This window comes from Aquimarina sp. AWH4_224 (assembly GCF_056160245.1).
The window spans coordinates 148,778-171,485 of the sequence record NZ_JBSWWU010000003.1; the positions used below are offsets into that span (position 1 = coordinate 148,778).

General features: G+C 36.7%; 22 protein-coding genes. 4 read left to right on the plus strand and 18 right to left on the minus strand.

Annotated features, from left to right (window positions below; translation table 11 throughout):
* Window positions 1–11: 11 nt before the first annotated feature.
* The 4 genes from ACXAGJ_RS06720 to ACXAGJ_RS06735 form a co-directional block, all read right to left on the minus strand.
* A complete protein-coding gene (locus ACXAGJ_RS06720) occupies window positions 12–575 on the minus strand; it encodes a phosphatase PAP2 family protein (RefSeq protein WP_474838294.1) in 564 nt (187 codons plus the stop codon).
* A gap of 23 nt (window positions 576–598) precedes the next feature.
* Window positions 599–826 carry a hypothetical protein gene (locus ACXAGJ_RS06725; RefSeq protein WP_073320831.1) on the minus strand — a complete coding sequence of 76 codons (228 nt, stop codon included), beginning with the start codon at window positions 824–826 and terminating at the stop codon, window positions 599–601.
* A 68-nt stretch (window positions 827–894) separates the two neighbouring features.
* Window positions 895–1,980 (minus strand): OmpA family protein, encoded by a 1,086-nt coding sequence (locus ACXAGJ_RS06730; protein WP_474838296.1) that lies wholly within the window; start codon window positions 1,978–1,980, stop codon window positions 895–897.
* Window positions 1,981–2,085: 105 nt separating this feature from the next.
* A complete protein-coding gene (locus ACXAGJ_RS06735; RefSeq protein WP_474838298.1) occupies window positions 2,086–3,456 on the minus strand; it encodes an MATE family efflux transporter in 1,371 nt (456 codons plus the stop codon).
* Between the two features lie 86 nt (window positions 3,457–3,542).
* Here ACXAGJ_RS06735 and ACXAGJ_RS06740 point away from each other — a divergent pair, with 86 nt between their 5' ends.
* Window positions 3,543–3,908: a hypothetical protein gene (locus tag ACXAGJ_RS06740; RefSeq protein WP_474838300.1), complete on the plus strand. Its 366-nt coding sequence runs from the start codon at window positions 3,543–3,545 to the stop codon at window positions 3,906–3,908.
* Here the strand turns inward: ACXAGJ_RS06740 and ACXAGJ_RS06745 are convergent.
* The 11 genes from ACXAGJ_RS06745 to ACXAGJ_RS06795 form a co-directional block, all read right to left on the minus strand.
* Window positions 3,905–4,765: a GNAT family N-acetyltransferase gene (locus tag ACXAGJ_RS06745; protein WP_474838302.1), complete on the minus strand. Its 861-nt coding sequence runs from the start codon at window positions 4,763–4,765 to the stop codon at window positions 3,905–3,907. The two genes, ACXAGJ_RS06740 and ACXAGJ_RS06745, sit on opposite strands and share 4 nt — an antisense overlap.
* A 41-nt stretch (window positions 4,766–4,806) precedes the next feature.
* Window positions 4,807–6,195, minus strand: a complete 1,389-nt coding sequence (locus ACXAGJ_RS06750) for a M20/M25/M40 family metallo-hydrolase (protein WP_474838304.1) — start codon at window positions 6,193–6,195, stop codon at window positions 4,807–4,809.
* Between the two features lie 53 nt (window positions 6,196–6,248).
* On the minus strand, window positions 6,249–7,127 hold the full coding sequence (locus tag ACXAGJ_RS06755) for a PPK2 family polyphosphate kinase (protein ID WP_474838306.1): 879 nt from the start codon (window positions 7,125–7,127) through the stop codon (window positions 6,249–6,251).
* Window positions 7,128–7,249: 122 nt separating this feature from the next.
* On the minus strand, window positions 7,250–7,771 hold the full coding sequence (locus ACXAGJ_RS06760; protein WP_474838308.1) for a hypothetical protein: 522 nt from the start codon (window positions 7,769–7,771) through the stop codon (window positions 7,250–7,252).
* An 87-nt stretch (window positions 7,772–7,858) separates the two neighbouring features.
* Window positions 7,859–9,022 carry a sigma-54-dependent transcriptional regulator gene (locus tag ACXAGJ_RS06765; RefSeq protein ID WP_474838310.1) on the minus strand — a complete coding sequence of 388 codons (1,164 nt, stop codon included), beginning with the start codon at window positions 9,020–9,022 and terminating at the stop codon, window positions 7,859–7,861.
* Window positions 9,022–9,924: a DUF6268 family outer membrane beta-barrel protein gene (locus ACXAGJ_RS06770; RefSeq protein WP_473281523.1), complete on the minus strand. Its 903-nt coding sequence runs from the start codon at window positions 9,922–9,924 to the stop codon at window positions 9,022–9,024. The genes ACXAGJ_RS06765 and ACXAGJ_RS06770 overlap by 1 nt, the downstream gene beginning before the upstream one ends.
* Window positions 9,925–9,965: 41 nt before the next feature.
* Window positions 9,966–10,856: a mechanosensitive ion channel family protein gene (locus ACXAGJ_RS06775; protein WP_073320696.1), complete on the minus strand. Its 891-nt coding sequence runs from the start codon at window positions 10,854–10,856 to the stop codon at window positions 9,966–9,968.
* 4 nt (window positions 10,857–10,860) lie between these two features.
* Entirely contained in the window at window positions 10,861–12,162 is a 1,302-nt protein-coding gene (locus tag ACXAGJ_RS06780; RefSeq protein ID WP_474838313.1) for an ABC transporter permease, read from the minus strand.
* On the minus strand, window positions 12,155–13,084 hold the full coding sequence (locus ACXAGJ_RS06785) for an ABC transporter ATP-binding protein (protein ID WP_474838315.1): 930 nt from the start codon (window positions 13,082–13,084) through the stop codon (window positions 12,155–12,157). The genes ACXAGJ_RS06780 and ACXAGJ_RS06785 overlap by 8 nt, the downstream gene beginning before the upstream one ends.
* A 248-nt stretch (window positions 13,085–13,332) precedes the next feature.
* Window positions 13,333–14,445, minus strand: coding sequence for a molecular chaperone DnaJ (gene dnaJ, locus ACXAGJ_RS06790; protein WP_474838317.1), 1,113 nt, complete (start codon window positions 14,443–14,445; stop codon window positions 13,333–13,335).
* Window positions 14,446–14,452: 7 nt separating this feature from the next.
* Complete coding sequence (locus tag ACXAGJ_RS06795; RefSeq protein WP_474838319.1) at window positions 14,453–14,998, minus strand: nucleotide exchange factor GrpE; 546 nt, start codon at window positions 14,996–14,998, stop codon at window positions 14,453–14,455.
* A 164-nt stretch (window positions 14,999–15,162) separates the two neighbouring features.
* Here ACXAGJ_RS06795 and ACXAGJ_RS06800 point away from each other — a divergent pair, with 164 nt between their 5' ends.
* Together ACXAGJ_RS06800 and ACXAGJ_RS06805 are read left to right on the plus strand one after the other, a co-directional pair.
* A complete protein-coding gene (locus ACXAGJ_RS06800; RefSeq protein WP_474838321.1) occupies window positions 15,163–15,837 on the plus strand; it encodes a YceI family protein in 675 nt (224 codons plus the stop codon).
* Window positions 15,838–16,045: 208 nt separating this feature from the next.
* On the plus strand, window positions 16,046–19,135 hold the full coding sequence (locus ACXAGJ_RS06805; protein WP_474838323.1) for a T9SS type A sorting domain-containing protein: 3,090 nt from the start codon (window positions 16,046–16,048) through the stop codon (window positions 19,133–19,135).
* A gap of 80 nt (window positions 19,136–19,215) precedes the next feature.
* Here the strand turns inward: ACXAGJ_RS06805 and ACXAGJ_RS06810 are convergent, their stop codons facing one another.
* From ACXAGJ_RS06810 to ACXAGJ_RS06820, 3 genes are all read right to left on the minus strand, one after another.
* Window positions 19,216–20,121 carry a TIGR01777 family oxidoreductase gene (locus tag ACXAGJ_RS06810; protein WP_474838325.1) on the minus strand — a complete coding sequence of 302 codons (906 nt, stop codon included), beginning with the start codon at window positions 20,119–20,121 and terminating at the stop codon, window positions 19,216–19,218.
* A gap of 99 nt (window positions 20,122–20,220) precedes the next feature.
* The gene (gene mnmC2 / locus ACXAGJ_RS06815; RefSeq protein WP_474838327.1) at window positions 20,221–20,910 is read right to left on the minus strand and encodes a tRNA (5-methylaminomethyl-2-thiouridine)(34)-methyltransferase MnmC2; all 690 of its coding nucleotides are present in this window, start codon (window positions 20,908–20,910) and stop codon (window positions 20,221–20,223) included.
* Window positions 20,910–21,413 carry a DUF4920 domain-containing protein gene (locus ACXAGJ_RS06820; RefSeq protein WP_474838329.1) on the minus strand — a complete coding sequence of 168 codons (504 nt, stop codon included), beginning with the start codon at window positions 21,411–21,413 and terminating at the stop codon, window positions 20,910–20,912. Before ACXAGJ_RS06820 ends, mnmC2 begins: the two co-directional genes overlap by 1 nt.
* A 179-nt stretch (window positions 21,414–21,592) precedes the next feature.
* Between ACXAGJ_RS06820 and ACXAGJ_RS06825 the strand changes: the two genes are divergently transcribed.
* Window positions 21,593–22,660 (plus strand): branched-chain amino acid aminotransferase, encoded by a 1,068-nt coding sequence (locus ACXAGJ_RS06825; protein ID WP_474838331.1) that lies wholly within the window; start codon window positions 21,593–21,595, stop codon window positions 22,658–22,660.
* The last annotated feature ends 48 nt before the right edge of the window (window positions 22,661–22,708 follow it).

Below are 22,708 nucleotides of genomic sequence, written 5' to 3' on the forward strand. Positions count from 1 at the left end.
AATGGGTTCTACTATCCGTATTTTTTGATTAAAAATCCGTGAAGTTTATACGCGCCCACACCCAACAAAATACCTATCGCCATACCAGTAATGATATCTCCCGGATAATGCACTCCTAAGTAAATTCTACTATAGCTCACAACGATAGACCAAACTACCATAAAAGGAAAGATATATTTTAGATGTTTTTGCAAAGATAGTCCTGTAAAAAAAGCCAACGCCATAGAACTAGCAGCGTGCGCTGAAAAATATCCATGACGACCGCAGCGTTCGGCTATAAATCTGGTAAATTCTGCTACCCCTTCTGCGCGACATGGTCTTGGTCGCATAAACAATACATTCTTGAACAGGTTTGACAATTGATCAGATGCAGCAATCAAAGCAGCTACGACAACCAGTGTTATAATCGTACCACGTAACCCAAAATACTTATGGAAAAAGTACAACAAAACTAAATACAAGGGAATTTGATATAACTTTTCGGTCATAAACAACCAAAATCCATCCCAAGTAGTATTCCCTAGGTTATTGAGATATAAAAAAAGATCTTTATCAAATTGTATTAGTTCTTCCATGGATCAATTGGATATCAATCGAGTTATTCGTCATAACGTTCTATCTCACGATCATAAAAGTCATTAGCTTCCTGAAAAAGGTTCTCAGCTTCAGAAAGTAACTCTTTCTCATCGTGCTTATCAAATTCTTCAAGCCATTCTACCTCATCATTTTCAAGATTGATGATAAACCTTGGAAATTCGGTATGAATCACAAAAATTGAATCAGGAAAATCAGTATTATCCCCTAACAAGAATTTTGGAAAGCTCATGATTTGTCTATAAAAATTTGCTTCAAAGGTACTACCTTTTTGAAGGAACACCAGTTATAATTTTGGTATTATTCTATTTTAATTTCTACGCGATTATTAGACTCTGGGTCCAAATCAGATCCTTCGGTAACTATAGGAGCCGTTTCTCCTGCTGCAATGACTTCAATAAGCGACTCATCTACTCCTTTTTCGATCATATAAGTCTTTACATTAAAAGCTCTTACAGAAGACATGATTTCATTCTCAAAGGTAGAACCAGCATCATCTGCATGACCTATAATTTTTACCGAGTTGACATTAAAAATAGTTACATATTGGATGTATGAATCCAAAGCTTCTTTAATTTCTTTGTAAGCCTCACTCTCACCTACCAAAAATTCAATAGGCTTAAAATCTAACGCCATGTTACATACCTGATCCGCAATTAAGCCTTTAGTGCTTCTCATTTCCATCAACAATACATCATCTACAAAATAATAACCGGTATCATAATTCCCTCCCTTAACCGACTTACCTCTCGGACTATCAGAAAAGTAACCTAAAGAAATATATTTTTCTGTACCTTTTGCACGATATACTCCACAAACTTTTGCCCAACCTTTGGTATCACAAACTCTTTTTGAAGATTCGATGTGTAGAGGAAGTTTTGATGTTCCTGTGATTTTTGGACTTCTAGCACTGAAATAAGCTCCTATAGAAGAAGTACAGGAATTAGAAATTCCTTCTCCCAAAGATACATACATATGAAAATAGTAATACTTCCCGGCACTAAGCGGTTGTCTTAACTTTGCTGTTACCCCTTCTTTATACTCTCCCCCGGCAATATACATTCCAACTTTACCTTCTCCAGTTCTTGGGTCTTGATCTCCAAACTGTTTTAGAAAATTAGGCGATTTATGTATGAATCTTACCAATTCTAGTTGTGGATGATAAGCATCTGGAGAATTAATTGCAGGCTTCCAATTTTGAAGGATTCCAAAATTCTGCATTTCCATATCCATCCTCTTAATTGAAGTATTTACAGTCTCAAAACTCGGGTTAGGAATTAAGTTTTGTTTTTTACTGTGTTCGAAGTTTTGACCTCTACCACTAGTTATCATCAACAAAGTAAAGGCAATAAGTGATAGACAAAATTTAAAATTTGGGACTTTCATTATTTGCGTTAGGTTTTTATGGGAAAGATAGTTAATTATTCGTTAATACCAAATTAACGAACGAAGTAGGTAAAACGTATTTCTCCCTTGTTTTTATTTCAAAATTCAATCTTTTTGAATCAAAGCTTTTGTTAATTTATTGAATCTGAAATACAACAATAATGCCGAAGTTGTAAGTCCGGCAAGAAGACCTATCCAAATACCTGAACTATGATAATCTGTGTACAATCCCAAATAATAACTTACAGGAAAGCCTACTATCCAATAAGCAATAAAGGTAATAACAGTAGGTATTTTTACATCTTGAAGCCCTCTTAGTGCCCCAAGTACGGTTACCTGGATTGCATCAGATATCTGGAATAAGGCTGCGATAACTAAAAGCTTGGCTGCAATGCTAATTACTTCGGTATTGTCTGCTAGATTTTCTATATCATTTTGGTCCAGATAAATTAGAGGAAGAATAGTGTTGCACAGAATAAAAATTAACGCAAAAACTGTAGCAATAAGAAATGAAAGCAGAAATATCGAAATTGCAATTCTGCGTAAATCTTCAAAACGTGCTAATCCCTTCTGGTTACCTACCCTCACCATAGCTGCTACACTTAACCCCATGGCGACCATAAACGTCATAGAAGACAGATTGAGAGCTATCTGATTGGCTGCCTGAGGGTTCTTACCCAAAATACCAGACAACCATATCGCTGCCGTAAAAATGGCTACTTCAAAAAACATTTGCAACGCTGATGGAAACCCTAACGCCAATATTTTTTTGATCATCTTACGCTCCAGAATAAAGAATTTGATGTTCTTTACATAATTTGTGGACTTTATATTCTTTTGCAAAAAGACCCATAAAAAGACAGTCATTACAATTCTGGATGCTAGTGTACCTATTGCGGCACCTACTATTCCCATCTCTGGAAATCCAAATTTCCCAAAAATCAACAAATAGTTTAATACCACATTCACCACATTAGCCAATAGTGTTGCATACATTGGATGTCGGGTCATTGATAGCCCATCAGAAAATTGTTTTAAAGCCTGAAAACTAATCAAAGGAATTAGTGAAAACGCCACCAAATCCAAATAAGGTAATGCCAGAGTTACCACCTCTTCTGGTTGCTTCATAAGATACATCATCGGCTTGGCTAGCAAAATCAAAAAGAACAATACAACTCCCAAGGTCGTGCATAAAAAAAGACCATGTTTAAAAGCAGACTTACCGTTCTTAAAATTATTCTCACCATCAGCTTCTGCTACCAAAGGAGTAATTGCAGTAGAGAAGCCGATTCCCAAAGACATAGCAATAAACATAAAACTGTTCCCCAAAGAAACTGCTGCTAGTTCTGCTGTACCTAACTGCCCTACCATAATATTATCTACCAGAGCCACTAGGGTATGCCCTATCATCCCCATCATAACAGGAGCAGCTAATTTGATGTTGTATCTAAATTCTTTGGTGTACTGTTGAAGCATTTTTGAGTTTTGAAGACGCAAAGGTATATGAACCAAAATAAACTAAAATATTCTTATCGTATATTTAACGTTCTATACCATAAACTATGTCTGAAAAAGTAGCTAATAGCACCCCTTTAAAGAAGCGAAATAACACTAAGATCTACCTCATTGTTGCCAGTATTATTTTTGGCATTCTAATTTTACCCTCTTTACCCATGATCATCATGTCCCCGATGATGTTTGACAGTCCTGGATCCGAAAATAGCATCCCTACCATCACTTTAGTCATTAGCCTGGTTGCTTATCCTTTTGTGACGGTTTTTTCTATTGTAGTAAGTTGGATTGCTTTTGTAAAGAGAAGACATCTTTTTGCAATTATTGCAGCTAGTCTACCAGTACTGAATATTCTAATAGGAATAGCTGCTATCGTTTACATGGCAGTAGTTTGCGATGGCAATTTGGATTGTTAGAAGGTAAGTATCATTTCGAACTGCCCCTTACCCGGTGGTATTTGTAAATACTTAAAAAACTGCGTAAAAGGCTCATAACTACTCTCGATATTAATCATTTTTATCATTCCAGAGGTTGAAAAAGTTCCTAACTCCTTCAATAAAGAAGTTCCAAAACCTTTTCTTCGATGATCTGGATGAATGACCAACAACGGAATATCTCCTGTATGCATTTCTATAGCTCCATACCCAACCACTGTTTCATTCACAAGCATCTGAAGGATCTTAAAATGAGGCAACTTTCTTTCTACTGATTCCTTATTGTTCTGCCATGATTGTGGTATTGAGAAAAAAGATGTTATTTCTCCCCAATCTGGTTTTTCTATGCTTTTGAAAACAACACTTACCTGTTGCTTGTATCGTACTTTGTCCAAATCCTTATTCTCAAACACATAATAATCGTAAGTTCTTGTAACCTCAAAATCCAATTCTCTGTACAACTGAACCGCTTTTGTATTCGTCTTAATAACTTCTAGTAAATATTGTTTTTGCCCTTTATCCACTAAATCTTCAATCACAAATCGAAATAGATCTTTTGCAATCCCTTTTCCCTGGAAGTCAGGAATAATTCCTGTGCCGGTATCGTAGGCCGTTGGTATACCATTCCATATACCGATTCCATTAAGCACAAAACCTACCAATAACTCATTATTGAAAGCTCCATAGGACATAGAAAAATCACATCCTCTTCGGGCTAACATATAAGAGAATTCATCTAGGGTAATGTTAAATGGGACCTCATAATTTGCAAAAGCTTCCAAGAAACAAGAATGAATATCTTTGATATCGATACCCTCAAGTGTTTTGAATGTAATCATATCCAAGTTGTTGTAATAAGTAAGTATACGTAGTTGTTCCGCTACCTTACACCATATTTATCAAAAAGATACACAAGACTAGTCATTGTTGCTGCTCCTAATTCCAGTTCTCTTTTGTTGATTGCATCAAAAGTATCATTTTTGGCATGATGGTAATCAAAATACCGTTGAGAATCAGGTCTAAGTCCAGCGAGAACAATTCCATTTCCTTTTAGTGGACCGATGTCCGCTCCGCTTCCTCCTTTGGCAAAATAATGCACTAAATATGGTTCAAAAAGAGGTTTCCAACTTTGTATCTGACCAAAATTTGCGTCATCACAATCAAAAGAAAACCCTCTGGGGGTAAATGCTCCCGCATCACTTTCTAAGGCAAATACATGTTTTTCTCCTTTGCTTTTAGCGACTTTAGCATACTTTTTACCTCCTCGTAATCCATTTTCTTCATTCATAAACAGTACTACTCTGATAGAACGTTTAGGTTTGTATCCTATTTCTTTAAAAAGTCGCAACACTTCCATCGACTGAACCACTCCAGCTCCATCGTCATGAGACCCATCTCCTAGATCCCAAGAATCCAAATGCCCACCAACTACCATATATTCATTTGGGAATTCGGTTCCGGTAATCTGACCGATCACATTGAAGGACTCTACATCTTTCCAACTTCGGCAGTTCATATTGATATGAAATTTGATCTTTGGATTCAACGTCAACATCGAACTTAATAGGTCTGCTCCATTGGTACTAATAGCAGCTGCTGGGATTTTATCACTATTCGGCAAATCGCCATAACTCATAGCTCCTGTATGCGGAAAATCATCTAATCTCAAGTTCATGGATCTCACGATTACTCCAACTGCTCCAAATTTGGCTGCCTCTGCCGCTCCTGAATAACGCTGATCTACACAACCTCCATACGCCTCAAAAGTATGAATAAGATCTGGCTGCATAGGTCGATTGTAAAACACAATTTTACCTTCGATCTGATCCGTTCCCAGAGTTCTGAGCTCCTCAATACCTTTTACCTCAATTATTGGAGCTTTTATACCTCCTATTGGAGTTGGCACAGAACCTCCCAGGGCACAAATAGGAACATTCGTTGTTTTACCTGGTTCCGTTTCTATATATGCAAATTCGGTTACTCCTCTAGTCCATTTAGGTACCATCACAGATTGTAACCACACCTTATCAATCCCTAGCTCTTTTAGTTCTTTTTCTCCCCACTCTACTGCCTTTTGTGCATTGATAGAACCAGAGAGACGTCCTCCTATCTGGTTGGATAAATAATCTAACCACTCATAACTTTTTCCATTTACTAAAGAGGTAGTGTATATCTTCTTAAGCATAGTAGAATCCTCTACAGAAGAGGTTTGGGCAAAGCCATTAAGACTTAGTAGAATAAAAAGAATAGGGGTTATTTTTCTTAACATAGTATTTATCTCTGTAATGTATTGACGGTTATCCTAAATCAACTATCCATACATTATTCATTATTTAATTGTTGTTTGTACGTCTCTAAATTGGCTTTTGTCTCTTCATCTAATTCCGGTTCCCGAATATCTTCATAAGCCTTTAAGGTATCATACAAAATTTTCGCTACAATATATCTTGCAGAAGGTTTATCATCTGCAGGAATTACATACCAAGGTGCGTGAGGTTCTGATGTTCTACTAATGGCATCCTGATAGCATTTCTGATAATTTCTCCAGAGTTTTCGTTCCTTTAAATCTCCTGCCGAAAATTTCCAGTTCTTTTCCTTTTTTTCAAGCCTACGCAATAATCTGTTTTTCTGCTCTTCTTTTGACAGATGCAGATAAAACTTATAAATCAAAGTACCGTTTTGAGCAATATGCTTTTCAAAATTTCGTATTTGCTCAAAGCGTTTATCCCAGAATTCATCGTTAATATCCGATACCGAAGTAACCTCTGGTAAATTTTCATTCATGATATACTCTGGATGTACCCGAGTAACCAAAACATTTTCGTAATGTGTCCTGTTAAAGACTCCAAATTTTCCCCGCTGTGGCAAGGCTATATAATGCCTCCATAAATAATCATGTCCTAACTCCAGATCGGTTGGCACTTTGAAACTATGGACGATAATCCCTCTTGTATTGAAATCCTTAAATACTTCTCGAATCAAACTATCTTTTCCGGCGGTATCCATACCTTGTAAACAAACCAATACGGCATATTTACCATGAGCATATAGAGTATCCTGAAGTTCTCCTAGTTTTTCTCTGACTTCTTCCAACTCTTTTTCAATCTTCTTTTCACTTTCTTCAAGATCAATAATGGTTGGGATACTTGATAGTTCTACAGGTCCTTTTGCCCTAAAATCATCATGATTTATGTGCTTCATAATGTCATTTGTGTTATACTTCGAAAGATACTAAAGTTTTGGTTTTGTAAAAAATATATCTAGTAATTGGAGCTTATCATCAAGTGTGCATAAACCAGTAGTCTTATAACTGATTTTAGTTATTATCTTGCTTTAAAATCATAGCTAAATCCTATCAAGAAGGTATCATATCGTCTTCCCAAACTTTTGACATTCAATTCGGCAAAAATGTGTACAGGAACGGATATCTGATGCAATGCTCTTAGTTTTATCTGAGCACCGTGATTAAAATTCCCAGATCTTATCCCCAAAAAGGCTTCGTCCTCTATCTCTTCAAAAAAATTAGAGTCATTACCAATGTACCCCATTCCCGCAGTTATGGTAGTAGGATACCAATTAAATAAAATAAGATTGACTCCAAACGCTAGTTCATTAAATCCTTCATAGTCTTCTTCTCCACCAATCGCAAAAGCTCTATTATACTCACCTATAAAGGTAGTGTAGCAATTAAAGGCATATTCTACTCTAGCTCCTAGTCCAACTTCATTTTGCAAACCAAAACTTTTGATCCCTACAAAACCGTAGTTTACGGCACCAGGATCGTATTGTGCTGTAGCATTATGCAGGCCGAGCAACAGCAGAAGGGGCAATACAATTTTCTTCATAACAAAGGGCTTATCCCACTTTTGGTCGCAATATAGGGTTTATTCATTACATGCATAAATCACTATAGCACCAAAGACTATCTACTCTTATTTTGCCGCAAAGAGCTTTACATCCTCTTCGCTTACTTCTACTCCACCAAGAATAATTAAGCGTTCTACTACGTTGCGTAGTTCCCGAATATTACCTGTCCAATCGTATTGTTGTAATTGCTTAATCGCTTTGGCAGAGAACGTTTTTGTAGGTGATCCTTGTTCTGAAGCTATTTTCTTTGAAAAGTGATCAACTAATAACGGAATATCTTCTCTACGATCGTTTAATGCAGGAACCTTGACTAGGATAACAGCCAATCTGTGATATAAATCCTCCCGAAACTTGTTATCGCTAATTTCCTTTTTAAGGTCTTTATTGGTAGCTGCTACCACTCTTACATTTACCTTAATATCTTTATCGCTTCCCACACGTTGTATTTTATTTTCTTGTAATGCACGAAGTACCTTTGCCTGGGCAGAAAGGCTCATATCACCAATCTCATCAAGAAATATGGTTCCTCCGTTTGCTGCTTCAAATTTACCAGCTCTATCTTTATTTGCAGAGGTAAATGCTCCCTTCACATGACCAAAAAGTTCACTCTCGATCAATTCTCCGGGGATTGCAGCACAGTTTACTTCGATCATTGGTCCAGAAGAACGATCACTTTTTTGGTGAATCCAATGCGCCACAAGTTCTTTACCGGTTCCATTAGGCCCAGTAATTAACACCCTAGCATCAGTAGCGGATACCTTTTCAATAATTTCTTTGATGTCTGAAATGGCTTTAGACTCTCCAATCATTTCGTAATTTTTGGAAACCTTCCTCTTCAGCCTCTTATTTTCGACTACCAGTTCTTTTCTATCCAAGGCATTTCTAACCGTGTTTAGTAGACGATTTAAATCTGGTGGTTTTGAAATATAATCAAATGCTCCCAACCTCATCGTATTTACAGCTGTATCCAAATCACCATGTCCCGAGATCATTACAATTGGGATTTCTGGTTTTATCTTTTTTACAGCCTCTAATACCTCAACTCCATCCATCTTTGGCATTTTGATATCACAAAGCACCAAATCATAATCTTCATTTTTGATCATTTCTATACCCAAAAGCCCATCTTCGGCTTCGAACACCTCATATTTATCGTTTTCTTCGGTAAGAATTTTGACTAAAACTCTTCGAATCGCAGATTCGTCTTCAATTACTAAAATTTTTGCCATTATATTTTTAGTTTTATTCCACTACGAAAATAGAATGTATTTCCATTGTTGATGGTCAGTACATTTTCCTGATCCCCATCTCGTAGTCGTATTTCATTACTTAATGTATATCCGGAATACATATAGAACAATAAGTGTTCCGTAAAATAATATTCATATCCCAATGCGCCAAGAATATTCAACATCGACGCATTTTCTGCAACCTTTGTTTCCCCATTTTGATCTACAAAAGTTCTGTTATTCTGCAGATTACCATAAAAACGATCCAATCCCACAAAAGCTTGTAATGTATTCTTTTCGTTAAAGAAATATTTGATACTCGTCTTTGGTGTTCCTACCGAAAAAGACCAGTTTTGATGAAATCGTTTAAAGTAATTTATAATCGGTAACGGGAAGTTAATACTGGCAGGAGTAGTATAGCGTAATCCCATAATCAACCTAGCCGTTTTGGGGGCTTGTTTATCTTTATAGCTTTTTACAAAATACACTGAACCTGTATATCTAAAATCGTCACCTTCTATTCCTGAACTTTCGAAATTCGACGAAATCTGCCCTCCTAGTTTGGCTCCAAATCTCCAATTATTTTTCATTTTGAAGGTATACCCCAATTCCAAACCTATAGTCTGAAATACATTGAGATCTCCTCCGGGATCAAATATCAATGGATCTTCTATATCAAGATCATTATATCGGTACTGACCAGAAATTACCAAATAAGACCCCTCTTGTTTCATTTTAATAGGATAGTTAGCAGAAAAACGAATTCTGCTATATTTATTATCACTATCACTTTGAGGGATATAAGCGTATTCTAACCTTGCCAAATCAGTATCCTGGGATCTAATAGTTGTGTGTATTGCAAACACACAAAAACAAAACATTAAAAGATCCTTATACTTCATATTGGGGCATGTATATTATTTACTAACTTTTCAATGGTAGATTATTCTTTAACAATAGTAACCTCTCGTTGCGGGAACGGAATATTGATATTGTGTTCTCTAAATAAACGATCAATCTCAAATCGTATTTCACTCTTAGGGATTACTCCCTGAAAACTATCATTGATCGTAAAAATGACTTTAAAATTTAGTGAGCTATCTGCAAAATCCGTGAATAACACCAAAGGTTCTGGTTGTTTCAACACATGAGGATTCGACAATGCCGCCTGGATTAATAATTCTTTGACTAATTGCGTATCACTCCCGTAGGCCACCCCAACGCTTACAGACTCTCGTGTCAACGCTCCATTTTGAGTCCAGTTGTACAATGAGGATGTCATGTATTTATGGTTAGGAATAATGAGTACCTTGTTATCTATGGTAACCGCTCTCGTTGTTCTGAGTTTAATCTCTACTACTCTACCTACTTTATCCTCCAGCTCTATGATATCCCCAACATGAACGGTTTTGTCCACAAAAATGAATATCCCAGAGAGAATATCCTGAATAAAAGTTTGCAAAGCCAGACCCACTCCAACCAATAGTGCTGCCGAAGCTGCAAAAATGGCGGTGATATTAAAACCTATGGCGTCCAGTGTACCAAAAATAACGACGATATAAATGAAATACTTTAAAAACGAAAAAACGGATTCAAATTTCAGCTTATCGTCACTATTCAATTTCCGTGTCAGGAATCTTTTAAATACCCTTAAAAAGAAGGAAGTAATCAACAATACAAAAATCACAAATAGCAGCAAACCTACCGTAAGCACCAAGGGATGATCATCAGGACCGAAATGGAATATTTCGTAGCCCAGAAACTCTTTTATCGCACCCCAAACATCTTCTTGGATTACTTCTTTTACCTGTTCTGTGATTTCTTCTTGTATCATTGCACTAATACTTTAACCATTTGTACAACTCTTTATAACTAGGCTTCTTACCATACATCAAAATACCTACACGGTATATTTTTCCGGCCAGCCATACCATAAATATAATACTTCCGAATAACAGAAGGATAGAAATCAATACTTCCCACCAATTTACTCCAAAAGGAATGCGCATTAGCATTACGATGGGAGAAGTTAATGGAATCATGGAAAAGACCGTAGAGACCGTACCATGTGGATTTTCTACAACCGAAAAGAACCCTACATAAATCCCCAGCATCAATGGCAAAATAATAGGCAGCATGAATTGTTGAGAATCTGTTTCGCTATCCACTGCAGCACCAATAGCAGCATAGATAGAACTATATAAGAAATAGCCTCCTACAAAGTATACAAAAAAGGCCATTACCAAAGTACCTAACGGGAGTTTCAATATATCCTGAAGCAACAATTGTATTTCTTCTTGATGATCTTCTTGTAGTGCTATAGAAGGATCTATACCTGTGGGAGTTTGTGCTTCTATTCCAAAAACCGAAGTAGCGATAAATAATAAAACGCTTCCTAAAAGCACCCATATTAAAAACTGAAGGATTCCTGCAAAAGATGTTCCCAGGATTTTTCCCATCATTAATTGTAATGGTTTTACCGATGAAATAATAATCTCAATAATTCGATTTGCCTTCTCCTCGATTACCGATCGCATCACCATGTTACCATAAATAATGATAAACATCATTAAAAAATACCCTGCAGCACCTCCAAAAAACATCTTCACATAATTTGTCATTTTTGATGTCTTTTCTCCGGAGAAATTTTCGATCAAAATATTAACCCTTGCTCTTGAGTTTTCGATCACGTTCAAATCCAAACCTTTCTCTTCAAAATTTTGATTGGTGAGTTTTGAAGCGATGATATCTTCAATCCCATTAAGGATGGAAATATTTGGAGCATCATCCGCATAGAACTGAACAGAAGAAGCAAGCTCTTTGTTTGTTCCTTTTTTAGGAATATAAAGTAATCCATAAAGCTTTTTGATGACTACCGAATCTTTGGCGTCGTTCAAACTAAGATCACTATAATCTATGTAGGTTACGTTATCCGAATTTTTAAAATCGGAAGTAAACATTCCCGTTTCATCAAAAAAGGCAATTTGCCGAACTTCTTCATTATTGAGTGTAGCTAACCATGTTATTAAAGCAATCATCCCCACAAAGATGAGGGGACTTAAGAAAGTCATAACCACAAAAGTTCTGTTACGAACACGAGCAATAAATTCTCTTTGAATTATTAATTTGAGATTATTCATTTTCTGAGATGGTTTTAATAAAAATTTCGTTTACACTAGGGATCACTTCGTTAAACCGAAGAATTTGTGCTTTGGAAGACAGATATCCCAATAAATCATTTGAAGATGTGCTCTGATCCAAAGTGATTTTCAACTTTAGTTGTTCTTCTATGGTTTTAAAATCGGCTGGAACTACCTGGAATTTCTCTTTAAGCTCATCATACAATCCATTTTCACTTTCTGCGAGTAACCCAACCTCAAAAGTATTGGATTTGTATTTTCTTTTGATATCTGAAACTTCGCCTTCCAAAATTTTCTTGGACTTGTTGATTAATGCAATATGATCACATAGTTCTTCAACGCTTTCCATACGGTGGGTAGAAAATATAACTGTAGCGCCTTCCTCTCGTAATTGTAGAATTTCATCCTTAATTACATTGGCATTGATAGGATCAAAACCACTAAAGGGTTCATCAAAAATTAACAGCTTCGGTCGATGTAGTACCGTTACTATAAATTGTACCTTTTGCGCCATTCCTTTGGAAAGCTCTTGTATCTTTTTGTCCCACCAGTGTGAAATTTCAAACTTATCAAACCAATATTTTAATCGATCTTTTGCTTCTTTTTTACTTAATCCTTTAAGTTGGGCCAGATACAAAGCTTGCTCTCCTACTTTCATCGATTTATACAAACCACGTTCTTCGGGAAGATATCCTATATCCTGAATATGTTCTTTTTTTAAAGGTTCGTTATCCAAAAACACCTTTCCTTCATCTGGAAGTGTAATCTGATTAATAATACGAATCAATGTAGTTTTACCAGCTCCATTGGGTCCTAATAGCCCAAAAATACTCCCTTTTGGTACCGCTATAGAAACATTATCCAGTGCCGTAAAGCTACCGAATCGTTTGGATGCTCCTTGTACCTCTAAAAGATTAGTCATAAAGTGTAAAAATATAATTGTGGTTGTTATCAGCTCTGCATGATACGAAAACTAAAAAACTTATGCTAATATATGCCTATTAAAACAAAACCCACCCTAAATACAAGTATTAAGGATGGGAAAAAAATTGCTATGAAAAAGAAAAATTATCACTAAATGCGCTAGTGATGTTTCAAATATACGAATTTTTCTTAATCAAAAGTTAATATCAAACAAATGATTCTTTCAACAATAATCAACTGATTTTATTAAGAAAACATATCTTTCACTTTCTCGAAAAATGATTTCTCCCCACTATCGGGATTTGGCTTGAAATGATCATCCTTGGCCATTCTTTCAAAAAACTCTCTTTGTTCTTTGTTAAGGGTTTTTGGAGTCCATACATTGACATGAACCAGTAAATCTCCTTTACCATATCCATTAAGGCTTGGGATTCCTTTGCCTCTCAGCCTTAGGATTTTTCCACTTTGCACTCCCTCTTCTATTTTAATACGCACCTTACCAGATACTGTATCTATTTCTCTTGAAGTTCCTAATGCCGCTTCAGAGAAGCTTACATACAAATCATAGTGCAGATTATTTCCTTCTCTCTGTAATTCTGGATGATCTTGTTCTTCGATGGCTACCAAAAGATCTCCTGCAATACCATTACCTGGTGCTTCATTTCCTTTTCCTGTAACTTTCAATTGCATACCGTCTTCTACTCCAGGTGGAATTTTAATACTTACAGTTTCTTCTGTAACCTTTAATCCCTGAGCATCAGCATCTGCTGGTTTATGATCAATGATTTGCCCAGAGCCTCCACACGTAGAACATGCCGTAGACGTTTGCATTCTACCCAAAATAGTGTTGGTAATACGTGTTACCTGTCCAGTACCATTACAGGTTCCACAAGTCTTATAGGTAGTTCCTGGCGCCTGAATTTTACGTTTTACCTTTATCTTTTTCTCAACTCCATTGGCGATTTCCTCTAGGGTAAGCCTTACTCGGATTCGAAGATTGCTTCCTTTTACCCGACGTTGTCTTCCGCCACCGCCAAAGCCACCGAAACCACCAAAACCACCTCCAAAAATATCTCCGAACTGGCTAAAGATGTCATCCATGTTCATTCCGCCGCCGCCTCCGAAGCCGCCGCCGCCTTCAAAAGCCTGATGACCAAATTGGTCATATCTCGCTCTTTTATCAGCATCGCTAAGAATTTCATATGCTTCTGCAGCTTTCTTGAATTTCTCTTCGGCTGTTTTATCACCAGGGTTCTTATCGGGATGAAACTCAATAGCTTTTTTGCGATATGCCTTTTTTATTTCGGCATCGCTAGCATTTTTGCTAACACCTAGTATGTCATAAAAATCTTCCTTCATACCTAAATTATTGTCCGGTTACTACTTTTGGAAAACGAATTACTTTCTCTCCAAGTTTATAACCTTTTTCAATCACATCTACAATTTTACCTTTCAAATCTTCACTTGGAGCAGGGATTTGAGTAATTGCTTCATGATCATCTGCATTAAAAACATCTCCTGCGTTCACTTCTATCTGCTCAAGACCTTTTCCTTTAAGGGTTTCCTTAAGTTTGTTATGAATTAACTCTACTCCTTTTTTCAGCTCCTTATCTTCTGATTTTTCAATTTCCTTTAAAGCTCTGTCAAAATCATCCAAAACAGGTAACATAGAAACCATTACATCCTGACTTGCTGTCTTAAAAAGCTCTAGTCGTTCTTTTGATGTGCGTTTCTTATAATTTTCAAACTCTGCAAAAAGTCTTAAAAACTTATCTTTTTCTTTATCTAGTTCTTCCTGCAATTTCACCTCAACATCCACCTCTTCAGTTGTTTGCTCTTCTGTATCTTGTGCATCAAGTATTTCTTCTACCTGATCTTTTACCTCTTCTGTATTTTTATTTTTATCACTCATTGTAACAAGTACCTAATTATAAGTTTTCAATTTGAAGTAGCAAAAGTACTGCCATTTTTGAATTAATGTCATAATGTCACAGGAATATTTTAGTATATATTTAAGAAGTATGTGTTAAGAAAAAAAATAATTTTGAAAACGTTTTAACCATTTAAGAATTATCTATGAAAACTAAACTAATTAACTTATTTGCAGTATTGGCCATTATAGCTTCGGCTACTTCTTGTAAAGGAGAAAAGCAAAATGAAACAGAGACTTCTGACGCCGAAGAAGTGAGAGAAGCTCCAGCAACCGCATTAACCTACTCGATAAATACGGTTTCAAGTGTAATCGAATGGACTGGTAAAAAACCTGCTGGATCACATACTGGAACGATCAAATTATCTGGTGGAGAGGTCACTACTGAAACTGGAAAACTACAAAGTGGATCTTTTGAAATCGATATGAATACAATTACCGTAACCGATTTGGAAGGTGATGAAAAGGCAGGATTAGAGGGCCACTTAAAAGGTGAAGGTGAAGGAAAAGAAGATCACTTTTTTAATGTAGCTCAATTCCCAAAAGCTACTTTTGAAGTTACTGGAGTTACGGAAGAAGCAGGAAAAACAATGCTTTCTGGCAACTTAACGATCAAAGGTATCAGTAAAAACATTTCGATTCCTGTATCGAGTAAAATAGATCCAAATGGAGTATCAATGACCAGTGAAGTATTTACAATCAATCGTACGGATTGGGGAGTTAACTATGGTTCAAAATCTATTTTTGAAAACCTGGGAGATAAGTTTATTAATGATGATATCGAGCTTAAAATTAGCATTCATGCTAACCCTACTTCATAAAGAAAGTGTATACAAGAAATATAAAGCCGATGTTTGACATCGGCTTTTTTTTGTCTTCAATTCGAGTATAAACATCTCATAGACATCATATCCTGATATTGCGTACTAGTGATGTAGTTTTGAATGGGCATTTCGAACTATTTTACTACTCTTTTCATTTTGTACAGGTTTACATTTACCCATTCTTAAAACTTAAACTTAACACAAGATGAAAAAGTTAAATTATTGGTTAGCCCTACTTCTTTTAGTGCTCTCTCAAGCTATTAATGCTCAATCTCAAGACCCTGGAGAAATCGGAGATGGAATGTCTCGATTAGGGTTTGTACACCGGTATGAAAATTGGGTGTATCCAAATAATGTATTGGCAGAATGGAAAAAAAACAGAGGAGGAATCAATCCTAACTCGACTTCAGGATTATTATCAAATCCATATCGAAACGATGGCACTAGCTTGAGTTACGGTATAACTGTCCCCGACAATTTTAATGGAAAAATACCCGTTTTTACCGAAGGGAATTGGTGGCCTACTATTGGCAGTAATCAAACTGCACCTCTAACCTACGGTGATCTGGAAACAGATACGGGCGCTACTTATCAAAATGGAAACGTAGTTAATAATCCCAATATCACAAGAAGAGGTATTGATCGAATCACTATTGTGAATAAAACATCTTACAGCTATCTAGTATCATCAGGAACGTTCCCAGGAAACGAGCAACCAGGACAAGTTATGACTATAATCAATCCCAACGAAGAGGGGCAATTACCGATTCCTCCCAAAGATTGGTGGGAATTTGTTTTTAACGGACAACTCATAAGTGCGGTACCTGAAGTCTATTCTTCAGTAGCAGGACTAAATCCCTTAGATGCTCCCGGATGGAAACATTCGTCGTGGTCTCCTAAGTATTCCGGAGGAATACAAGCCAGAGATTTTGGCACAGGAGGGTTTGCATATACATTTGGATCTTTATTTGGTCGAAATGATGGAGGTTTTGATTTAACTAACACACTTTTTGCAGGTTTTCATACCAATGAGGGTTACGATCCTCTGGTATCCGGAGATCCCGGTTATGGATGTGCATTCTACATCAATGGTCAAATACAAGCGGTAATGGACATCAGCCTTACAGGGACACATACGGCCCAAGCCATTTTGGTGGCACAAAGCCAGCATAACCCTGCTCCTGAGCCATCCGCTTTTGGTCCTGGATTTTCACATTTAAAATCCATTATTGGAGTACAACCTGGCCAAACAGCAGAACTACATTACATATCTCATCAGGAAGCTCTACAATTAATAAACACCTACTCTTCAAATGGGAATTGGAAAAGAATTGAAAAAACATATCAATCCAATACGCAAGCCAATGTTGTAGACACTCCGTTACCTAATATTATTCCCGGTGAAGGAGATAATGCCTCATCTTGCAATGATGGGGTTCAAAATGGTAATGAAACGGGAATCGATTGCGGAGGAAGTTGCACTCCTTGTACTACCAGCCCGAGTTGCAATGACGATATACAAAATGGGAATGAGACTGGAGTAGATTGTGGAGGTGATTGTAATCCATGTACTGACAGTGGAGATAACACCACTTATATCACAGGAAAATTCGTTAGTTCCTCTGGTGGTACTTTATTAGCTATTGGTCAAGATGCTACAAGTATTGACGCTTATGTATCCTCTACCAATCAGATACCCGCAGCAGCAAGTGGCTATACGAGTATAAATAATGTAGAGGGTATCGACACAGAAGCCTCTTATGGAACTGGCCCTCAACACCTTTCGCGCCTAGCTTCTAGTTATCCCAATAGCGGATTGGTTGTAGCGGTCTATCTTGTAGATCAGTTAAGGAATTTCAACAATGGTACTTTGAATAATGAAATGGATTCTTTGATTGACAAACTGGTGGCTTTAGATAGACCGATTTACCTAAGATGGGGGTACGAATTTGACGGACCACATAATCGTTATGATCCTAATCAATTTGTAATCGCATGGAGAAAAATGTTTAATCGTATCAAAGAAAAAGGAGCTGACAAAAATATTGCCATGGTTTGGCATTCTGGGGCTTTTTGCGGATCTACATTCAATAACAATCCAATTACGGCCTGGTACCCAGGAAGAGAATTTGTGGATCTTATGGGAATCTCAGTATTTACTCCACAAGACTGTAATTATGGGGCTCAAGACACATTACTGGATTTTGCCCGGCAAGAAAACAAGCCTGTTATAATTGCCGAATCTACACCTCAAGGATATGATCTAAGTGACAACACTATTGCTCCTGTATTTGGAAACAATGTAGGTGTAAAAACACAAAAAACAGCACAACAAATTTGGGATGAATGGTACCAACCATTTTTTGATTATATCCAAGCAAACAAAGATGTGATTCGATTAGCAACCTATATCAATGCCAATTGGAATGCACAAGGTTTTTGGGATGCTCCTTATGAAATGGGATATTGGGGAGATTCAAGAACACAGATAAACAATCTGATATCTAGCAACTGGCAAAACAACGTCAACTCATCATATTGGATCAAAGCTTCAGAAAATCTTTTTGATCTTATTGGATATAACACCAATGATCCTAATCCTCCAGCCCCTACTTGTTCTGATGGTATACAAAACGGTGATGAGACTGGAGTTGATTGTGGAGGAAGTTGTACTCCTTGTACTACTACTCCAAATTGTGAGGACGGTATACAAAATGGAGATGAAACCGGAGTTGATTGTGGTGGTAGCTGCACCCCATGTAGTACCGATGGAAATACTGATAGTTGTGGAGAATTTGGTATATCTTATATTGACGATAATACTGCGAGAGTATACCATAAGAATTTAGGGTTTAACAGCAATATCTACGCTTGTGTTAACAACAATTGTTATCCTCCAGTGTTAGAAAATGGATACTACTACTTTGATTTCAGTTCATCTACAACCTATTCATTTGTTACGATGAACTTAGGACAAACTTACACCATCAAATTTCAGGCAGATTATCGTGATGTTGCAGAAACTACGGTTACATTTACCACAGACACTTGTTCTTTTACTAGTAATAAAAATAGGGTTTCAAAGGATTTATACATTTACCCTAACCCATCCGAAAATATCATTCACATTACTGGGATTGATATAGATTTCAAAACCCAGTATACTATTTACACTATAAACGGAAAAGAGGTATCAACTGGTGCAGGAAATAATATCGACATTTCAGAGTTAAGCGAGGGAATTTATATTCTAAGAACAGACACCAATGAACATCAATTCTTTATAAAAGAATAAAATAATATAATGCCGCTACAAGGGTCATGTTATAAAAACATGGCCTTTTTTATTTAATTTAAATGAACCGGGTGCAAAAATTAATCTAATAACGCATTAACCGCAGAAGTGATATTATCATATTCGAACTCAAACCCGGTCTTTGCAATTTTGTCACTACAAACTCTCTGACTCGAAAAAAGAAGTACGTGCATTTCTCCCAACACCAGTTTCATAGTAAGCCTGGGAACGCCTGGCAATACAATATTCTTATTTAACTTATTGGCAACAGTATCTGTCAATTTTTTATTAGAGACGGGATTCGGTGCTACCGCATTATATACTCCAGTGAGTTCTTCTTTCAAAACATGCACAAACATATTGGCCAGGTCCGATACATGAATCCAGCTTTGCCATTGTTTACCACTACCAAATACAGCCCCTACCCCATATTGAATAGGTTTCTTGATTTTTGGGAAAGCCCCACCCTTATCTGATAGTACCAAACCAATTCTCAATAAACTCACTTCTATACCCAAATCCTTAAACTGGAGTACGGCATCTTCCCATTTCTTAACTACTTCCCCCAGAAAACCAGTATCCTCTTCGGGGGAGTCTTCCATATAATAATTTTGAAATGAATCGGGATAGATTCCAATAGCGCTAGCAGAAATAATATGTCGAACGGTATGCGAAATATTTTTCAAGGAAGCTATCAATAGGTCTGCTGATTTGGTTCTACTATCTAAGATTTCTTGCTTGTAAGAAGAAGTCCAGCGTTTGGCAACTGTTGCTCCCACCAAATTAATGATCACCTCAACATCTTTGAAACAGTTAGTATCTATTTCATTTTGTTCCAAATCCCAGTAAAAACCCTGATATGCTTCATTTTCACTGATCTTATTTCTGTTCGTAGTAAGGTAATTCACATCAATCTTTGATTGATGACATAGCTTTACGATCTCTTGGCCGATCAAACCTGTAGCTCCTGTAATTAGAACTCTCATGGTGATACATTTTGCTGCAAAATACTATCACTAGGGTATAAAACCTATATCTTTATTATAGGTTTAACAATCGTTCAGAAGGGAAAACAGAACTGGACATCAAAGTTTGCTTGCTCTCAACATTTCCCTTTTACCGGGTGGTCCGGGCAGGCGTTCTACAGTAAAACCAACCTCTTGCATCGCTCTTCTTACACTTCCCTTCGCTGCATAAGTCACCAAAATACCATTATCTTTTAAGGCCTTAAACATTTTCGTAAAAATTGAAACTGTCCAAAGCTCGGGTTGCACTCTGGCACCAAAAGCATCAAAATAAATCAGATCAAAGCAGTTTTCATCTTTTATTTCAGAGAAAAACTGTTTGCGTTTTGTGCATACAAAATTATCAGAAATTTCAACTTGGGTTTCCCAGGAAGAAGTATGTAATTCATCAAAAGCAGCTTTTTGATCAGTTGCCTCAAGAGCTTCGACATAGTTCATCACATTGGCTTCTTCAATAGTAACAGGATATGCCTCTACTCCAACATAATCCACTTTCTGTTTACTTTTTTCGGACTCCAAAAGTGTGATAAATGCATTTAAACCCGTCCCAAATCCGATTTCCAAAATATGCAACTCCTCAAAAGCGTGTAATTGAAGAATGTGATGAAAACCCTGTTTTATAAATACATGCTGCGCTTCATTAATAGCGCCATGCTTGGAATGGTATTGCTCATTCCATCCAGGAAGATGAATGGTTTTGGACCCATCGCCAGTAGTAATAATTTCTCGCTTTTGTTCCTCCTGCTGCATCAATTCTTAATTAAAACCCCATCTGCTATAAAAGAATAGGTCTTTTTTGGTTTGGTAATCGCTGCAATTTCCTCCTTGCTTTTTCCGGCATCGCTTGCATAATGACGTTGATCTTCTACAGACATTTCTGTCACGAATGCTTTGCCCTGCACAATTACGGTGTCATTTTCTATATCCTTAGGTACAAAAAAACCGTAATTCTTAAATTTCACCATAGTTTCCTCATCCTTATTGATTGCGAGCTTCATCCAACATCCTTTGGCTTTACAAACATTATTTACTGTACTGGTAAAAGCGATGTCTAAGGTATCTCCCACATTCATTTCTTGATATTTTTCTGCTAAGGCTCCTTGATAAAAAATCTGATCTTTCACGATCTTTCCACCGTAAGGTGAATAATTTTCTATAGCCGTTTCCTGAAAAGCAAAAGAGTCCTTTTGATTGTTTGTACAACTAATCATAATTAGTAGTGATACCGTTAAAAAAAGCTGGATTTTATTCATTATTTTATAATTATTTGTCATCAGTTACAAAATTACGCATTTTGAGAATTCTTATTTTAGGAGAAAAGGGTATTTTTGCGTACTTTATAGGTTCATGTTAGTTATTATCTAAATATTAGACTGAATATAAGATATTTCGAGCTTGAATATATTGGTTTGATCACTAAAAAACGAATAGAATGAAAAACACAATCTCTCAGCAGATAGAAATTAAAAAAGCAAGTGAGTCCAAAATTGGACAAGTAGATTTTGAAAATCTAAATTTCGGGAAAATTTTTACCGATCATATGTTTGTCTGTGATTTTGTAAATGGTGAGTGGCAATCTCCAAAAATTGTTCCTTATGGACCATTAACTATAGAACCGTCTGCACGTGTGTTTCATTATGGACAAGCTGTTTTTGAAGGGATGAAAGCGTATAAAGATGATAATGGAGATACATTTTTATTCAGACCTGATGAAAACTTTAAACGTATCAATAAATCCGCAGAGCGTTTAGCTATACCAGAATTCCCAGAAGAATATTTCTTTGAAGGATTACACACCCTATTGAAGTTAGATAACGAATGGATTAAACCAGGATATGGAAATTCATTATATATAAGACCGTTTGTAATTGCTACACAAGCTAGTGTTTCTGCCTCTGAAGCGGACGAATACAAATTTATGATCATTTGCTCACCTGCACAATCTTATTATAGCGGGGATGTAAGTGTTTTGGTTGCTGAAAAATTTAGCCGTTCGGCAAATGGTGGTTTTGGATACGCTAAAGCCGCAGGAAACTATGCCGGGCAGTTTTATCCAACCAAACTAGCTAAAGAAAAAGGATATCAGCAAGTTATCTGGACAGATGCCAATACACATGAGTATATGGAAGAAGCAGGTACAATGAATGTATTCTTCAGAGTAAACGACACCTTGCTTACTGCGCCAGTAAGTGATCGTATTCTAGATGGGGTAACCCGCAAGAGTCTAATCGCTATGGCCGAGAAAGAAGGTATCAAAGTAGAAGTACGACCAGTGAAAGTAAGTGAAATTGTAGAGGCTGCAAAAAATGGAACTTTAAAAGAAGTTTTTGGAGCCGGAACTGCTGCAGTCGTTAGCCCAATTAAAGCTTTTGGTTATCAGGGAGACCACTATGAAATTGAAAAGCAAGAACAGCCATATGCTGATTTCTTCAAAAAGGCATTGATGGACATACAATACAATAAAGCCGAAGATCCTTTTGGCTGGAGACAAAAAGTATAAGCTCTCAAAAATATATGAACAAAAAACTCCAGATGTTATCACTGGAGT

Coding starts and splice junctions, on each gene's coding strand:
- ACXAGJ_RS06720 (WP_474838294.1), bottom strand. CDS start 575: ATGGAAGAACTAATACAATTTGATAAAGATCTTTTTTTATATCTCAAT.
- ACXAGJ_RS06725 (WP_073320831.1), bottom strand. CDS start 826: ATGAGCTTTCCAAAATTCTTGTTAGGGGATAATACTGATTTTCCTGAT.
- ACXAGJ_RS06730 (WP_474838296.1), bottom strand. CDS start 1,980: ATGAAAGTCCCAAATTTTAAATTTTGTCTATCACTTATTGCCTTTACT.
- ACXAGJ_RS06735 (WP_474838298.1), bottom strand. CDS start 3,456: ATGCTTCAACAGTACACCAAAGAATTTAGATACAACATCAAATTAGCT.
- ACXAGJ_RS06740 (WP_474838300.1), top strand. CDS start 3,543: ATGTCTGAAAAAGTAGCTAATAGCACCCCTTTAAAGAAGCGAAATAAC.
- ACXAGJ_RS06745 (WP_474838302.1), bottom strand. CDS start 4,765: ATGATTACATTCAAAACACTTGAGGGTATCGATATCAAAGATATTCAT.
- ACXAGJ_RS06750 (WP_474838304.1), bottom strand. CDS start 6,195: ATGTTAAGAAAAATAACCCCTATTCTTTTTATTCTACTAAGTCTTAAT.
- ACXAGJ_RS06755 (WP_474838306.1), bottom strand. CDS start 7,127: ATGAAGCACATAAATCATGATGATTTTAGGGCAAAAGGACCTGTAGAA.
- ACXAGJ_RS06760 (WP_474838308.1), bottom strand. CDS start 7,771: ATGAAGAAAATTGTATTGCCCCTTCTGCTGTTGCTCGGCCTGCATAAT.
- ACXAGJ_RS06765 (WP_474838310.1), bottom strand. CDS start 9,022: ATGGCAAAAATTTTAGTAATTGAAGACGAATCTGCGATTCGAAGAGTT.
- ACXAGJ_RS06770 (WP_473281523.1), bottom strand. CDS start 9,924: ATGAAGTATAAGGATCTTTTAATGTTTTGTTTTTGTGTGTTTGCAATA.
- ACXAGJ_RS06775 (WP_073320696.1), bottom strand. CDS start 10,856: ATGATACAAGAAGAAATCACAGAACAGGTAAAAGAAGTAATCCAAGAA.
- ACXAGJ_RS06780 (WP_474838313.1), bottom strand. CDS start 12,162: ATGAATAATCTCAAATTAATAATTCAAAGAGAATTTATTGCTCGTGTT.
- ACXAGJ_RS06785 (WP_474838315.1), bottom strand. CDS start 13,084: ATGACTAATCTTTTAGAGGTACAAGGAGCATCCAAACGATTCGGTAGC.
- dnaJ (WP_474838317.1), bottom strand. CDS start 14,445: ATGAAGGAAGATTTTTATGACATACTAGGTGTTAGCAAAAATGCTAGC.
- ACXAGJ_RS06795 (WP_474838319.1), bottom strand. CDS start 14,998: ATGAGTGATAAAAATAAAAATACAGAAGAGGTAAAAGATCAGGTAGAA.
- ACXAGJ_RS06800 (WP_474838321.1), top strand. CDS start 15,163: ATGAAAACTAAACTAATTAACTTATTTGCAGTATTGGCCATTATAGCT.
- ACXAGJ_RS06805 (WP_474838323.1), top strand. CDS start 16,046: ATGAAAAAGTTAAATTATTGGTTAGCCCTACTTCTTTTAGTGCTCTCT.
- ACXAGJ_RS06810 (WP_474838325.1), bottom strand. CDS start 20,121: ATGAGAGTTCTAATTACAGGAGCTACAGGTTTGATCGGCCAAGAGATC.
- mnmC2 (WP_474838327.1), bottom strand. CDS start 20,910: ATGCAGCAGGAGGAACAAAAGCGAGAAATTATTACTACTGGCGATGGG.
- ACXAGJ_RS06820 (WP_474838329.1), bottom strand. CDS start 21,413: ATGAATAAAATCCAGCTTTTTTTAACGGTATCACTACTAATTATGATT.
- ACXAGJ_RS06825 (WP_474838331.1), top strand. CDS start 21,593: ATGAAAAACACAATCTCTCAGCAGATAGAAATTAAAAAAGCAAGTGAG.